The following is a 13,680-nucleotide window of genomic DNA, read 5'->3' as shown; positions in this document are numbered from 1 at the left end:
CCTACCCTGCCGAGTCGTTCAATCTTATACCAAGTCTCGTTGAGCAGGACTCACGCTGGGTAGCGGTGGCGAGCGGGTTGTGATTCTGTCCTCTGGTTTGGAGCCTGAGGAGGATGGGATGGCCGCTCCTGTGCCGCTGCGGCCAGACTTTGATGCCGCGGCCCTGCGAACTCTGGCCAAGAGCTCGCGCGATCCGGATCAGACCCGCCGCCTTCTGGCTTTGTCGGCGATCTACGCGGGCAGTCCGCGCTCCGAGGCGGCCGCTCTCGGCGGGGTTGGGCTTCAGACCGTGCGGGACTGGGTGCTCGCCTTCAACGCTGAGGGGCCACATGGGCTGATCGGCGGCAAGGCTCCCGGTGCCCGCCCACGGTTGAATGCGGATCTGCGTGCCGCGCTGAAGGCCCTGGTCGAGCAAGGCCCGGTGCCAGCCGCGCACGGGGTGGTGCGCTGGCGTTTGGTCGATCTGGCTCAGATCCTGTTCGAGGACCACGGCGTCTCGGTCTCCGAGCAGACGCTGAGCCGGGTTCTGCGGAGCATGGGCTACCGGAAGCTCTCAGCCCGTCCGCGCCATCATGCTCAGGATCAGGACGTCATCCCGGCTTTTAAAAAGCCTTCCCGGTTCGCTTGGCAGAGGTCGCGCAGGCTGTCGGAGGCAAGCCGATAGAGATCTGGTTTTCCGACGAGGCTCGGGTCGGTCAAAAGAACTCCATCACACGTCGTTGGGCCCGCCGCGGCACACGGCCCGCAGCCTCAAAGGACCAGCGCACCGCCTCCGCCTATCTCTTCGGCGCGATCTGCCCGGCTCGTGGCACGGGAGCCGGGCTCGTCATGCCCCGCTGTACCACCGAGGCGATGAACCTGCATCTGGCCGAGATCGCCAGGGCCGTCACCGCTGGTGCGCACGCCGTGCTGCTGCTCGATCAGGCTGGCTGGCACATGACCCAGAAGCTTATCGTGCCGGCCAACATCACGCTGCTGCCGCTGCCAGCGCGCTCGCCCGAACTGAACCCGGTCGAGAACCTCTGGCAGTTCATCCGTGAGAACTGGCTCGGCAACCGGATCTTTGCGTCATACGAGGCCATCCTCGATCAGTGCTGCGACGCCTGGAACAAGCTCATCGATCAGCCCTGGCGCATCATGTCCATCGGCCTGCGGGCCTGGGCTCATGGGTTCTGATCAGTGAGAGTTGGTATNCTCGATCAGTGCTGCGACGCCTGGAACAAGCTCATCGATCAGCCCTGGCGCATCATGTCCATCGGCCTGCGGGCCTGGGCTCATGGGTTCTGATCAGTGAGAGTTGGTATGAGTCTGCACATCCGGGCCGTGCAGGCGGCCGACCACGCGGCCATCACCGGCATCATCGTGCCGACCATCCGGGCCGGTGAGACCTACGCGCTGGACCGCGACCTCGGCGAGGCCGAGGCCCTCGCGTACTGGATCGGCCCCGACCGCGAGACCTTCGTGGCCGAGGAGGCGGGGACGGTGCTCGGCACGTACTACCTGCGCGCGAACCAGGCTGGCGGAGGCGCCCATGTCGCCAATTGCGGCTTCATGACGGGAGCGGCCGCCCTCGGCCGCGGGGTCGCGCGGGCCATGTGCGCGCACGCCCTCGATCGGGCGCGGGCGCGGGGCTTCGCGGCGATGCAGTTCAACTTCGTGGTGAGCACCAACGCCCGGGCCGTCCGGCTCTGGGAGAGCTTCGGCTTCGACGTGGTCGGCCGGCTGCCGGGCGCCTTCCGGCACCCGACGCTCGGGCCGGTCGACGCGCTGGTGATGTTCCGGACGCTCTGAGGCGCCCGGATCAGGCCTGCGGGGCCGCGACGAGGTCACCCTCACGGATCGCCCGCTCGCCGGTCCTCGTCCGGATCCGATAGCTCGGCTCGCCGGTCTGATCCGCCGGCATCAGCCGCAGGATCTCGAACACCTCGGCCTCGCCCGTCTCGCCCGGGATGCCCAGGCGGGACCGGCAGACGCGCTCGCCGACCTTGAACTTGTGGGACATGCCGAGCTCCTGGACGGGCATCGCTGCGGAACGCGCCTCAGCGCTTCTTCTGAGCCTTCGCCTTGCGGGCGAGATAGCGCGCGTCGCGCTGGGCCTTCTGCTCGGCCTGCAGGGCCTTGGCGCGCTCCTGGGCGGCCAGCTGCTCGGCGTGCTTGCGCTCGATCTCGGCGAGGCGTTCCGCCTCGGCGAGGGCGGCGGCGCGCTCGATCTCGGCCTGACGCTGGGCGGCGCGCTCGGCAGCGCGGACTTCGCGGGCATCGACCACCGCGCGGCGGGCGGATTGGCGGGCGAGGACGGCCGGGTCGTCGGCGGACGGGCGGGCCCGGAACCGGGCCAGCATCTCGGAGCGCGCCTTGGCGGCGGTCTCGAGGCGATCGGCGACACCCTGCTTGTTCAAAAAGCTCACAGACACTCCTGGATCGGGTGCGGCGAAGGCCGTCACCCGCAGAGGGGGGATCAGAAACACGATGGCAGATACGAAGAAGCCGCTCCCAGAGGAGCGGCTTCCGGAGAAACGCTGAGGACGGCGATCAGGCCGTCTGGAGCTGACCGGCGGACTGCTTGCCGCTGCGACGGTCGGTCTCCAGCTCGTACGTGACCTTCTGGCCCTCGTTCAGGCCGCGCAGGCCGGCGCGCTCAACGGCCGAGATGTGGACGAACACGTCCTTGCCGCCGTCATCCGGCTGGATGAAGCCGTAGCCCTTGGTCTCGTTGAACCACTTGACGGTTCCGGTGCTCATGGAAGTCCTTGATCTTCGCAGGCATAGTGAGAGATGGCACCCGCCCGAACGAGGGGGCGCCGGCATCGACCGATAGCGATAGGAAAGTCAGAACCGCCCTGCGAAGGCGTAACGGTCCAAGATATCCGGACACGTGCCGATGCGGTAGAAGTAGACCGCCGGCGGTTCTTTGGCAAGCGCAGAGAAATATTTCCCTCGGCCAGCGCCGCAGCGATGCGGGAAACTCTTTCCGGAAATTCCGGTTGAGCGGCGCCGGAACGGTCGCTTGAACAACGGGATAAGGGATTTCAATACGGCGCATCCGCGCGAAAGCTGTGCTGCCGACCGGACGATCGGACGCGGCCGACATGCGCCGCGTGACGCGGGTTCGCTCAGGCCGGGACGAGGCGCAGGATCCCTTCGCCGCGCCGGTGGCCGACGGCCGTCACGGCGACCTCGCGCGCACCGCCGGCGGCGACGAGGACGGCGGCGAGGGCCGCCCCGAACGGCGCCGCCACTTCGAGCCCGTGCCCGATCACGTCCCCGAGGGCGCGCAGGCGCGCGCCCGGTGCGAGCCGCGCCAGCGCGCCGCGCTCCTCCGCGGTGATCGGGGCCACGCCGGTAGCGCCGGACAGGACGGTGTCGGGAGCCGAGAGGCCGGCCTGTCGCCAGAGCGTCTCGAGGCTGCCGGCGACACTGCCCGGCGCGCGCCGGGTCCGATCGCTCGCCACTGGCTCCAGCCGGGCCAGGGCGCGGGCGCCGCGCGCCGCGGCGTGGGCGGCGGATTCGAGCATCAGGAAGGCCGCGCAACTCCCGAGGATGAACCCGCCCGCCCCGCCACCGGACTCGCCCCGCGCGAAGACCGGGCGGTAGGCGTCGCGGGCGAGGTAGCCGCCCATCTCGTGGATCACCAGAACGTCCGGCCGCTCGGCGCTGTAGGAGCCGCCGACCAGGATCGCGTCGATCTGGCCCGACGCCACCCGCGCCTGGGCGATCCGCAGGGCATCGACCCCGGCGGATTCCTCGCCCATGAACGTGCGCGAGGCGCCCGTCACCCCGTGCACGATGGCGATGTTGCCGGCGAGCAGGTTCGAGAGCTGGGCGAGGAACAGGGTCGGGCGGAGATCGTTCTGGAGCCGCTCGTTCAGGTAGGCGCCCGGATCGGCGGCGTCGCGCAGGCCGGTCAGGATCGCTCCGTCCGCCGCGTAGTCGCGCTCGCCGCCGCCCGCGGCCACGACGAGGTGGAGCGCCTGCTTGAAGGCGGCGTCGTCCTTCACGCCCGCCGCGTCGAGCGCGAGGCCGGCGGCGTAGACGCCGAGCCGCTGCCACGCCTCCATCTGGCGCTGGTCGCTGCGCTTGGGGATCTGGCCGTCCCAGACGATCGCCGGGGCCGGATGGACCGGATAGGGCGCGAAGGTCTCGCTGTCGGTGCGCGGGGCCGCCTCCCCGGCGAGGGCGGCCAGGTGGGCGTCGACGCCCTCGCCCGCGCAGGAGACGAGGCCGAGGCCGGTGACGACGACGGGGCGGCTCATGGCTGGCTCATGGCTGGCTCAGGGCTCGCGTTCGGCCGGAGCCGGATCGGGGAACAGGCCGATGGTCCGCGCGCGCTCGCGCATCGGCGCGTCGAGTCCGTCCGGGAACGGCATGGTGCGGAAGCGGAGTTCCGCGTCGCACAGCGCCTTGCCGTCGTGACTGATCGCCGCCTTGGTCACCGCGTAGCCCGAGCCGTCGTGCTCGAGGGTGGCCGTGACGAGGAGGTCCGCGCCGGGCCCGACGAAGGACCGGAAGCGCGCCTTGTCGACCCCGGTGAGGAACGGCATCCGGGCGAAGTCGAGATGGGCGAGCACGAGGTACCCGGAGGCCTGGGCCATCGTCTCGGTCAGGAGGACCCCCGGCACGAGGGGGTGGCCGGGGAAGTGGCCCTCGAAGACCGGGCTCGCCATCGGCACCCGGGCGAGCGCCTCGATGCGGCCGGCGGCCCTGTCGAGGAGCCGCACGGAGTCGATCATCTCGAAGTATTCGAGGCGCATGACGGGTCGGATCGGCCTCGGTTCAGACCTTGGCGGCCTTCTCGGCCACGAGGCCGTCGATGCGCGCGCACAGGTTCTTGAGGACGAAGTACTCCTCGGCCGGGACCTTGCCCTCGTTGACCTCCTGGGTCCAGCGCTCGAGTGGCAGCTTGATCCCGAAGGCCTTGTCGACCGCGAAGGCGATGTCGAGGAAGGCGAGGCTGTCGATGCCGAGGTCGTCGATGGCGTGACTCTCGGGCGTGATCTTGTCCCGCGGGATGTCGGCGGTCTCGGCAATGATGTCGGCCACGCGCTCGAAGGTGGCGCTGCCGTGGGCGGGCTCGTCGGACATGTCTTCTCGCGGGCTGTTCGAGTTCCGGATCGGTCGTGCGGGAGCCCCCTCGCCGCCCGGGCGGCCGCCCGACGCGTGGACGGGGCCTGGAACGCGGCCCGGTCGAATGGCGGCGACCTCTACACGAGGGTGTCAGAAGCGGCAACCGCGGCGCTTCCCCGGCGTTTCAGCGCCTGTCCACAGGCGTGCGCCGCCGGGTGCGGGAACGCGCGTACGCTCCGGACGCGCCGGCCCTAGCTTGACGGCGAGACGAGGCGCGTCCTCAGGAGACCAGACGGATGCCACCGATCACCAAGCCCGCCGCCCCGCCGGCGCGCGTCGAGACGCCGCCCCTGCCGCCGCAGGAGCGCGCGCGCTCCCAGGGAGCGGCCCGGGTCCTGCTGGTCCTGACCCTGACGGCGCTCGGCCTCTGGATCCTGCACGAGTTCCTGCCGGCGCTCGCCTGGGCAGTGGTCCTGGCGATCGCCCTCTGGCCTGTCTACCAGCGGCTCGAGCACCGTTTCCCGCCGGGCAAGCACAACATCCTCCTGCCCACGCTGATGACCGCGGCCGTGGCGCTGGTCTTCCTGGCGCCGCTCGCGATCCTCGGCATCCAGGCCGCCCGCGAGGCCCACGACGTGGCCGAGTTCGTTCGGAACGCCGAGGCGAACGGGGTGCCGGCGCCGGAATTCCTGCAGCACCTGCCCTACGGCGCCGCGCAGGCGACCGCGTGGTGGAACGACAATCTCGGCCACGCGCAGGCGGGCTCCGACCTGCTGCGCCGGTTCGAGAACCACTCGGTGCTCGGGGCCTCCCGCAATGTCGGCCGCGAGGTGCTGCACCGCATCGTCCTGTTCGGCTTCAGCCTCGTGGCGCTGTTCTTCCTGTTCCGCGACTGGCGGACGGTGCGGGACCAGTCGCTCACCGCCTGCCACCGGCTGTTCGGGCCGCGCGGCGAGCGCGTCGCCCGCCAGATGGTGGCCTCCGTGCACGGCACGGTCGACGGGCTGGTGCTGGTCGGCCTCGGCGAGGGCTTCGTGCTCGGGATCGTCTACCACTTCGCGGGCGTGCCCCACCCGGTCCTGCTCGGCGCCTTCACGGCGGTGGCGGCGATGATCCCGTTCGGCGCCGCCGTGGCCATCGCGATCGCGGCGCTCCTCCTGGTGGCGGCCGGGTCGGTGACAGCGGCTCTCGTGGTGGCGGCGGCGGGCTTCGTCGTGACTTTCGTGGCCGACCACTTCATCCGCCCGGCGCTGATCGGCGGCACGACCAAGCTGCCCTTCCTGTGGGTGCTCCTCGGCATCCTCGGCGGCGTCGAGACCTTCGGGCTCCTCGGCCTGTTCCTCGGGCCGGCCGTGATGGCCGCCCTGGTCCTCCTCTGGCGGGAATTCACCGAGGGACAGGACGCGACGGCCTGAGCCGCCGGAGCGGCTAGTCGGCCGCGCTCGTGCCGGCCGCGGCCTCGACTCGGCGCCGGTCCTGGCGCCAGTCGGCCGGCTTCTCGAAGGTGCCGGCCCAGATGCCGCGGCGGGTCGCCCAGGCGTGGCCCTCCTGGCGGATATAGGGAGCCGTCACTTGACGGTTGGCCAGCGCCAGGCCCTGCCCGACCATCCAGGCGGACAGGTCCTCACCGTGGACGTGGCAGATCCCGGTGACGCGACCGGGCACGCCGCCCTCCCGCCGCTCGCACGTGACCGCGCCGCTGCCGATCCGCGCGCGCAGGGCCTGCGCGGCCTTGCTGCCGCAGCGATACTCCTGGCCATTGGCGGTCTCGCAGCGCTGCGCGGTCTCGGGGGCGTCGATACCGTAGAGGTTGATACGCGTGCCCTGCACCTCGATCGTGTCACCGTCGATCACGGTCGCGGGGCCGCTGACCGTCCCGGCCGCGGCCGCGGGGCCGCAGAGGAGGAGCAGGGCGAGCATCGGTCTGATCATAGCGGGAATGTCCACGCGCGTGGCGAGTCAGCTGGTGACGGGGGCGTCGAGGCCGCGACGGTGCCCGGCCAATGTGGCGAATTTGCCGGGTGACCGAATCGGCCTCGAGCGCGCGATGCCGAGTTTCGACCGCCGTGGTTGCCAAAGCGTTCCGCCCGTCGGAGCGAAGCTTGGCAACGGAACGACGGCCCGGAGCCGCTCGTTATGAAACATGACCTTTCTCAAGACCCTGCTGGCCAGCCTGGCCCTGTGCGCGGCTCTCCTCGTCTGGGCCGGCCTCTCGATCGGCCCGGAGCGGCCGACGGACCGGACCAGTCCGGGCCTGACCACCGCCGCGGTGCTGGCCAGCGATGGCATGGGGCCGGACGGTCGACCGGGCGAGCCGGCCGCGGCCCCCGGCGGCCCGGATCGGGGCGATCTGGATCGAGCGGCTCTGGACCGGCTCGCAAAGCGGGTCTCCGGCGAGGTCCGCGACGCGTCCGCCGCGGGGACGCCGGCCGGCTGACCGGTCAGGAATCCGCGCCTCGCCCGCTCAGGTCCGGTACTTGCCGTTGCGCTTGATGAGCACGCGGGTGCCCACCGGCACGCGCTCATACAGGTCGGCGATATCCTCGTTTAGCATCCGGACACAGCCCGACGACATCTGCTCGCCGATGCTCCAGGGCTCGTTGGTGCCGTGGATGCGGAACAGGATGTCGCGGTTGCCCTGGTAGAGGTAGAGGGCGCGCGCCCCGAGGGGATTGTCGAGGCCGCCCTTGCGGGTGCGCGGCAGGTCGGGATGCAGCGAGACCATCGTGACGGTCGGGCTCCAGTCCGGCCAGACGCCCTTGCGCCCGACCCGAGCCTCGCCCTTCCAGGAGAAGCCGGCCTTGCCGACGCCGACACCGTACTGCATCGCCGTGCCGTCGGCCTGGACGAGGACGAGCTGACGCTTGTCGATGTCGACCACGATCGTCCCGGGCTGCTCGGGGCCGTTGTAGCTCACCTGCTGGCGGCGGTACTTCGGATCGAGGCGCTGGGTGTCGACCAGCGGAATGTCGAAGGGCTTGTCGGGCTTGCTGCCGACGTACCATGCCGCCTCGTCGTCCTGGGCGACCTGGACCGGACGGGTCTGGCAGGCCGCGAGGGGCGCGATCGCCACGACGGCGAGGAGGATTCGCGAGAGAACGATCCGGCGCAGGCGGCTCCAGGCCGAGGGAAGCGTGGCGATCATAGGTCCTGTCGTGCGGGATACGGTCGTCGCGCCATGCCTACCGCCTCTGCGCCTGTGACGATGTAGCTTTTGCGCCGCAGCCGGCCGTGCGCGGGCCGCTCCCACGGCCACGGTTGTGCCCTAATTCTGAATCGCAGCGGTGCTCTACTGCGCCCGGAGCGGAGGTGAACGATGGCCGAGACCGAAACTCTTCCCACCGAGGCGACGGTCGCTCCCGATGTCCCGCTCAGCCCGGCCATACACCTCGATCACTGCGTGATCCACGTGAGCGACTGGGCACGCTCGAACGCCTTCTACCGCGACGTGGTGGGTGCCGAGATCCTCGAGCGCGGTCCCGGCTTCGCCTACCGGTTCGGCGGCGTCCAGCTCAATTGCCACGGGCCGGGCGTCGAGCCGGTACCGGTCGCGGCGAAACCCGTCCAGCCGGGCAACAGCGACCTGTGCTTCCGCTGGTCGGGCGCGATCGAGACCGCCATCGCGCATCTCGAGGCCGCCGGGGTCCCGGTGGAACTCGGCCCGGTGGAGCGGCACGGCGCCGCGGGCGCGGGGATCAGCGTCTACTTCCGGGATCCCGACGGCTCGCTCCTGGAATTCATCACCTACGCGGGATGATCAGCCCCGGCTCTCGGCCAGCGCCTGATTGGTCTGCTCCAGCCGCAGCGCCAGCACGCGCATCAGGGCGATGCTGATCTGTGGAAACTGGGCCAGCAGTTCCAGGAACACCCCGCGGTCGATACGCAGGGCGGTCACCGCGGATTGCGCCGTCACGGTGGCGGAGCGGGGCTGCTCGGCCAGGATGCCCATCTCACCGACGAGGGCGTCCTGGCCGAGGAGCGCCAGCCGCACCGGGCCGGCGGGACCGTCGATGCTGACGTCCGCCGTACCCGAGAGGATCACGTAGGCCGCATCCGCGACGTCGCCGCGGGCGAAGAAGCGTTGCCCCGGCTCGAAATGCACCCGCTCGCTGGTGAAGGCCAGGAGCTTCAGGCGCGCCGGTTCCACCTCGCGGAACAGCGGCACCTGCTTCAGGGAGGAAACCTCGGTGTCGAGGGTCATTCGGGGGCTCCGCGACGGGTCTCACGCCCAGGACGGCGGGGCCGGACGGGCCCGCTTATCCATGCGGTTCGTCAGGCACTTGTCCAGCCCCGCGCCTTACGCAACCTGTCGGTGTGGTCTCGGCGCCCTCCTGGCATTGTGCCTCGTCCTGTCACCGGAGCCGGCAGCGGCCCGCCTCGTCCAGGCCGACCTCGCCCGCGTCGCGGTCGCGCCGCCCCCGGGTGCCCGGGCCCCGCTCGACCTCGCCGCCACCGACGCGCGCACCGACCGGCCGACCACCCTCGGGCAGGCCCTGGGCGGCCGCGCGGCCCTTCTGCTGCCGGTGGATTACACCTGCGGGAATGTCTGCGACCCCATGCTGTCCCTGTCGGTGGACGCGCTGGCGGCCACCGGCCTGCCGATCGACGACTACGCACTCGTGCTGGTCGGGATCGATCCCCGCGACGACGCCGCGGCCGCCCGGCGCATGCTGGCGGAGACGCTCGGGGATCGGGCGGGATCCGTCCGGCCCCGGGCGCTCATCGTGTCGGACGCCGCGCTCGCGCGCCTCACCGGCGCGCTGGGCTATGAAGCTGTCTACGATGCCGGGACCGACAGCTTCGCGCATCCCGCGGCGGCGCTTCTCCTCACCGCCGACGGCCGGGTAGCCCGTGTGCTGTCGCCCCTGGCGCTGACCGGGCGCGACCTGCGCCTCGCCCTGACGGAAGCCGGCGAGGGCCGGGTCGGCAGCATCGCCGACCAGCTCACCCTGCTCTGCTACGGCTACGATGCCGCGCGCGGCGTCTACACGCCCCTCATCCAGCGGATCCTGACGGTGGCCGGGATCGTCACGATCCTGGCGATCGCTCTTCTCGTCGCGGGCCTGACGCGCCTCGCGCACCGGCGCCGGACCTGAGAACGCCCTCGCCCGGCTCAGCGCTTCGTCGAGAGCCCCTGTCCCCCGGGAGGGGGCGCGTCGCGCTTGAGACTGGCATTCAGGTGCGGCGAATCCGTCGGCTCCTCGCGGGTGGTCGGGGTGGCGGAATCTTCCGGCGCCGGCATCGGCGGCAGCGGCGGCGTGTTGGGCTGCGTGGCCTGTGCCCCCGGAGCGGCATCCTTGACCATGTTGCGGTTCGTCATGCGTGAAAACCCTTCTCTCGTGCCGTGAGGCCGCGCCGTCCGCCCGGGACGACTCGCCGGGCCTCCGGGCCTGTCGGACCCGACGCGGACTTCAACCAAGGTCGAATGTCGACCAACGCGGCACACAAGTCGGGGTTGCTGCCAAGCTTAGCTGTCGGAAGCTTGAGCAGGTCTCGGGACAGGAACCTTGGTTATTGCTGAAGGTTGTTGCGGGGTGAAGCGAAGCCTGAGGAGGAACTGATGGCGTCCGGAAATTCGACCTCGAAGCGAGGCTTTGCCTCGATGGACCTGGAGCGGCAGCGCGAGATCGCCAGCAAGGGCGGCCGCAGCGTTCCGGCCGAGAAGCGCTCCTTCTCGCAGGACCGTGAACTCGCCTCGTCCGCCGGCCGCAAGGGCGGTCAGTCCACGGGGACCGGCCGGGCCGAGTGAGGCCGCTGCCGTTCCGTACCGCGTAGCGGCGCCGCGTCCCTCGTGACGGGCGCCGTTTTCGTTTCAAGTTTAGGCCGCGGATCGCGATCTAGGGCCGATCCACACAGCAGAAGGCCCCGCCGAGACGGCGGGGCCTTCTGATTTCCAGTCCTTGTCGGCGCCGATCAGGAAATGCAGCGGCCGGGGGTCATGCGGCGCGCCTCGGGACCGACTAGGGAGCTCAGCGCCGCCTCGCACCCCTCGCGCATGCGCCGCGGCGGCTGCCGCAGGATCGGCTTGATCTCCAGATCCTGCGCCTCGCCGGCCACCGGGGCGTTCCGGCTGTCGAGGCGCTGCACCCCCGCCACCCGCGTCGGGCTGATCGACAGCGACACGGGTCGCATCCCGGGCAGCGGCGCCGAAATGGTCTGCGCGGTCGGGACCGGCATCGTCCACCGATCCGCCGTGTCGCGAACCACCGGCTGGACCAGAACGGTGAGAAGAGCCGCAGGAGCACTCACGCCCAGGATGAAACCAGACCGCAGCATCGCCCCGACCTCATTGCGAGAGCTTGACAGGATGTTCGTACAACGCGCCCTGCAATCGTAGGTTCCTAGACTGTCTCGTGTCTACGAAGCCTGAGTATTCGAACGCAGCTCGGCTGTTGGTGCGGCGGCGCACGCCCGCTATCCACAGCCCCGGTTCGTGGCAGAAAAAGCACGCCTCACGAAAAAGCGCCCATTCTGGAACCTCCCGCGCCGGCACCCGTTCTCTGTGCACCCGGCCACCTGGTCCTCCCCGCATTCCCCTTGTGCATCGGCCGGAACCTTCGCGACGGGCTGGAGCTCTCTCCGGCCCGTTTTTTTGTGCGCGGCGACCGACGAGGGCGTGCGGACCGACAACGAAAAAGCCCCGGCGTGAGCCGGGGCTTTTTCGTTGTCGCCACTCTCGGTCGCGGGCGCCCCGGGTCATTCCCGGGGGCGAACCGCCAAGCCTGACCTCAGGCCGTCATCTCAGGCCGTCTTGGCTTCCCGCCGACGGGCGGTCTGCTGGAAGAACAGCGCCTGGCTGATCACCGCCGAGACGTTCGCGGGCTGGAACGGCTTGGCGATCAGGAACGCCGGCTCGGGCCGCTCACCGGTGAGGAAGCGCTCGGGATAGGCGGTGATGAAGATCACCGGCACCTCGAAGGATTTCAGGAGGTCGTTCACGGCGTCGAGGCCGGAGGAGCCGTCGGCGAGCTGGATGTCGGCCAGGATCAGGCCGGGGCGCTTGCCCTCGCCGGCGATCTTGATCGCTTCGGTGCGGGTGCGGGCGACACCGATGACGTTGTGGCCGAGACCCTCGACCAGCGCCTCCAGATCCATCGCGATCAGGGGCTCGTCCTCGATGATGAGGATCTCGGTCGCCATGTCGGCGGCGAGCTCGCGACCGGCCTCGTCCACGAGGTCGCGAACCTCGGACACGTCGACGCCCAGAATGATCGCCGCGTCCTCCTCGGAGAAGCCCTCGAGGCAGGAGAGCAGGAAGGCCTGGCGCGGCAGCGGGGTGATCTGGCCGAGGCGGACCTCCGCTGGCAGGTCGTGCTGGACCTGCTCGCTGCGGCCGTTGACCGAGAGCGAGTTCCAGATCCGCGTGAAGACGCGGAACAGGTCGGCCTTGATGTTGGTGCTGCGACCGAGCGTGTCCGGCTCGTTGACGAGGGTCTCCAGGGTGGCGGCGACGTACGCGTCACCCGCCACTTGGCTACCCGTGAGCGCGCGCGCGTAGCGGCGCAGGTACGGCAGGTGCTGTACCACGAGTTGCGATGTCGACATTCGATCCCCTGTGCCTCGCCGTGTTGCCCGGCCGCGAACGCCTCGATCCGTCACCGAGGGCCTGCCGGGGCCGGCTTTCTGTCCTGCGCAGCCTACCGCCCAACGCGGACGCCCGCACTCCGTTCCACCCCCCAGCGGAACCGATGCCGGCGCGCAGGCGTTGCCGGCGCAGCCATGGCGTATGTCGAGCCGCAGCACAATGCGGCCGGGCCGACTTCGGCAACAAGGGGCGTGTTGATGGTGGACCAGGGAAAGGAGACCGGTCTTCGCGCGCGCGATCCGCACGTCGAGACCGCTTCGGATCGCTTGTCGGAGTCCGAGAACAGCTCCGGCGGCACGGCCGCCTCCGACCTGTCCGACCGCGCCAGGGGCAAGGGCGGCCTAAGCGACCAGACCCGGAACCGCATCGCCGCGCAGCTGCGCGCGATGTACGACACGGTCACGCAGCAGCCCGTACCCGACCGCTTCGCCGAACTGATCGCCAAGCTCGACAGCGCCGACCGCAAGGCCTGAAACCCCCGTCCGGTGACCGGGGCAATCCACCCCTGCAACGGCGCGCGATGGCAGCGCCGCGATGGAAAAAGCCGCCGCCCTGCGGCGACGGCTCTTCCGTGGGTCCGTGCGACGGCCCGCTGAACGGGGCCGGCCGCTCCGGCCCTCGGTCAAAGTGTCGGCGAACGGCCCCGCATCAGACCGACGACGGCCGAGATGGCGAACAGGACGATCGCGACGAAGAAGACCAGCTTGGCCGCCTCCATGGCGGTGCCGGCGATGCCGCCGAACCCAAGCAGAGCGGCCACGAGAGCGACGACGAGAAAAGTTACGGCCCAACCGAGCATGGTTCGTATCCTTAGAAGGTACCAACGCGGGCGGGCCGCGTCGTTCTGAACACGAAAACGCCAAGGTTTCGCTCCGGTTCCGCCCCCATCGCGAAGTCCTGTGGGTCTCCGCGGGCGCGAGCGCCGGCCGCGACATGGGGTGACGGAACGAGACAGGGGCGCTAGCGTTCGAAGATAGGTCTTAAGGCTCGATCCGGGATTTGCGATGCTGCAATCTGCCAAGAGTGCCGTT

The 13,680-nt window shown here is 70.3% G+C and carries 21 protein-coding genes; 8 read left to right on the top strand and 13 right to left on the bottom strand.

The genetic code is table 11. The features are described 5' to 3' along the window. The first annotated feature begins 79 nt into the window (after positions 1-79). Both ASG32_RS32615 and ASG32_RS15395 read left to right on the top strand, forming a co-directional pair. Positions 80-1,176 (top strand): IS630 family transposase gene (locus tag ASG32_RS32615; RefSeq protein ID WP_091926811.1). Its coding sequence is split into 2 segments (ribosomal slippage): positions 80-611 and positions 611-1,176, totalling 1,098 coding nucleotides; the frame shifts between segments, so codons are not numbered across the junction. Positions 1,177-1,302: 126 nt separating this feature from the next. Continuing rightward, positions 1,303-1,791 (top strand): GNAT family N-acetyltransferase, encoded by a 489-nt coding sequence (locus tag ASG32_RS15395; protein ID WP_056527645.1) that lies wholly within the window; start codon positions 1,303-1,305, stop codon positions 1,789-1,791. Positions 1,792-1,801: 10 nt separating this feature from the next. Here ASG32_RS15395 and ASG32_RS15390 read toward each other — a convergent pair whose 3' ends face one another. From ASG32_RS15390 to ASG32_RS15365, 6 genes are all read right to left on the bottom strand, one after another. After that, a complete protein-coding gene (locus ASG32_RS15390) occupies positions 1,802-2,002 on the bottom strand; it encodes a hypothetical protein (RefSeq protein ID WP_056527690.1) in 201 nt (66 codons plus the stop codon). 37 nt (positions 2,003-2,039) lie between these two features. After that, entirely contained in the window at positions 2,040-2,408 is a 369-nt protein-coding gene (locus ASG32_RS15385) for a DUF6481 family protein (RefSeq protein ID WP_026604575.1), read from the bottom strand. 124 nt (positions 2,409-2,532) lie between these two features. After that, a complete protein-coding gene (locus tag ASG32_RS15380; protein WP_020090869.1) occupies positions 2,533-2,742 on the bottom strand; it encodes a cold-shock protein in 210 nt (69 codons plus the stop codon). Positions 2,743-3,113: 371 nt separating this feature from the next. Then, on the bottom strand, positions 3,114-4,253 hold the full coding sequence (locus ASG32_RS15375) for a beta-ketoacyl-ACP synthase (protein WP_056527642.1): 1,140 nt from the start codon (positions 4,251-4,253) through the stop codon (positions 3,114-3,116). An 18-nt stretch (positions 4,254-4,271) separates the two neighbouring features. Further along, positions 4,272-4,751 (bottom strand): 3-hydroxyacyl-ACP dehydratase FabZ family protein, encoded by a 480-nt coding sequence (locus ASG32_RS15370; RefSeq protein WP_056527639.1) that lies wholly within the window; start codon positions 4,749-4,751, stop codon positions 4,272-4,274. Positions 4,752-4,773: 22 nt separating this feature from the next. Next, positions 4,774-5,082 (bottom strand): acyl carrier protein, encoded by a 309-nt coding sequence (locus ASG32_RS15365; RefSeq protein ID WP_010683687.1) that lies wholly within the window; start codon positions 5,080-5,082, stop codon positions 4,774-4,776. Positions 5,083-5,360: 278 nt separating this feature from the next. On the opposite strand from ASG32_RS15365, the gene ASG32_RS15360 reads away from it, so the two are divergent. Then, entirely contained in the window at positions 5,361-6,479 is a 1,119-nt protein-coding gene (locus tag ASG32_RS15360) for an AI-2E family transporter (protein WP_056527636.1), read from the top strand. A 13-nt stretch (positions 6,480-6,492) separates the two neighbouring features. On the opposite strand, the gene ASG32_RS15355 is transcribed toward ASG32_RS15360, so the two are convergent. Next, positions 6,493-6,996, bottom strand: a complete 504-nt coding sequence (locus tag ASG32_RS15355; RefSeq protein WP_056527634.1) for a thermonuclease family protein — start codon at positions 6,994-6,996, stop codon at positions 6,493-6,495. Positions 6,997-7,207: 211 nt separating this feature from the next. On the opposite strand from ASG32_RS15355, the gene ASG32_RS15350 reads away from it, so the two are divergent. Next, positions 7,208-7,501, top strand: a complete 294-nt coding sequence (locus tag ASG32_RS15350; RefSeq protein ID WP_020090875.1) for a hypothetical protein — start codon at positions 7,208-7,210, stop codon at positions 7,499-7,501. Positions 7,502-7,528: 27 nt separating this feature from the next. Here the strand turns inward: ASG32_RS15350 and ASG32_RS15345 are convergent, their stop codons facing one another. Next, positions 7,529-8,209: a L,D-transpeptidase gene (locus tag ASG32_RS15345; protein WP_020090876.1), complete on the bottom strand. Its 681-nt coding sequence runs from the start codon at positions 8,207-8,209 to the stop codon at positions 7,529-7,531. Between the two features lie 171 nt (positions 8,210-8,380). Here ASG32_RS15345 and ASG32_RS15340 point away from each other — a divergent pair, with 171 nt between their 5' ends. Beyond that, positions 8,381-8,821, top strand: a complete 441-nt coding sequence (locus ASG32_RS15340; protein ID WP_020090877.1) for a VOC family protein — start codon at positions 8,381-8,383, stop codon at positions 8,819-8,821. Here the strand turns inward: ASG32_RS15340 and ASG32_RS15335 are convergent, their stop codons facing one another. Beyond that, positions 8,822-9,265: a Crp/Fnr family transcriptional regulator gene (locus tag ASG32_RS15335; protein ID WP_020090878.1), complete on the bottom strand. Its 444-nt coding sequence runs from the start codon at positions 9,263-9,265 to the stop codon at positions 8,822-8,824. It lies immediately after the preceding gene. Between the two features lie 136 nt (positions 9,266-9,401). Between ASG32_RS15335 and ASG32_RS15330 the strand changes: the two genes are divergently transcribed. Continuing rightward, positions 9,402-10,160: an electron transporter gene (locus ASG32_RS15330; protein ID WP_082557902.1), complete on the top strand. Its 759-nt coding sequence runs from the start codon at positions 9,402-9,404 to the stop codon at positions 10,158-10,160. 17 nt (positions 10,161-10,177) lie between these two features. Here ASG32_RS15330 and ASG32_RS15325 read toward each other — a convergent pair whose 3' ends face one another. Continuing rightward, positions 10,178-10,384 carry a hypothetical protein gene (locus ASG32_RS15325; protein WP_020090880.1) on the bottom strand — a complete coding sequence of 69 codons (207 nt, stop codon included), beginning with the start codon at positions 10,382-10,384 and terminating at the stop codon, positions 10,178-10,180. A gap of 240 nt (positions 10,385-10,624) precedes the next feature. Between ASG32_RS15325 and ASG32_RS15320 the strand changes: the two genes are divergently transcribed. Continuing rightward, positions 10,625-10,813, top strand: a complete 189-nt coding sequence (locus ASG32_RS15320; protein ID WP_010683678.1) for a KGG domain-containing protein — start codon at positions 10,625-10,627, stop codon at positions 10,811-10,813. Between the two features lie 164 nt (positions 10,814-10,977). Here the strand turns inward: ASG32_RS15320 and ASG32_RS35120 are convergent, their stop codons facing one another. Together ASG32_RS35120 and ASG32_RS15310 are read right to left on the bottom strand one after the other, a co-directional pair. After that, positions 10,978-11,187, bottom strand: a complete 210-nt coding sequence (locus tag ASG32_RS35120; protein WP_244491985.1) for a hypothetical protein — start codon at positions 11,185-11,187, stop codon at positions 10,978-10,980. A 618-nt stretch (positions 11,188-11,805) separates the two neighbouring features. Continuing rightward, the gene (locus ASG32_RS15310; RefSeq protein ID WP_012321915.1) at positions 11,806-12,609 is read right to left on the bottom strand and encodes a response regulator; all 804 of its coding nucleotides are present in this window, start codon (positions 12,607-12,609) and stop codon (positions 11,806-11,808) included. A 174-nt stretch (positions 12,610-12,783) separates the two neighbouring features. Between ASG32_RS15310 and ASG32_RS15305 the strand changes: the two genes are divergently transcribed. Beyond that, entirely contained in the window at positions 12,784-13,122 is a 339-nt protein-coding gene (locus ASG32_RS15305; RefSeq protein ID WP_244491983.1) for a NepR family anti-sigma factor, read from the top strand. A 149-nt stretch (positions 13,123-13,271) separates the two neighbouring features. Here the strand turns inward: ASG32_RS15305 and ASG32_RS32610 are convergent, their stop codons facing one another. Beyond that, positions 13,272-13,448 (bottom strand): DUF1328 domain-containing protein, encoded by a 177-nt coding sequence (locus ASG32_RS32610; RefSeq protein WP_007568853.1) that lies wholly within the window; start codon positions 13,446-13,448, stop codon positions 13,272-13,274. Between the last annotated feature and the right edge of the window lie 232 nt (positions 13,449-13,680).

The organism is Methylobacterium sp. Leaf361 (assembly GCF_001424445.1).
GTDB lineage: Bacteria > Pseudomonadota > Alphaproteobacteria > Rhizobiales > Beijerinckiaceae > Methylobacterium.
The sequence above is the reverse complement of the archived record's forward strand: the minus strand, read 5'-3'. Positions and strand labels throughout refer to the sequence as shown.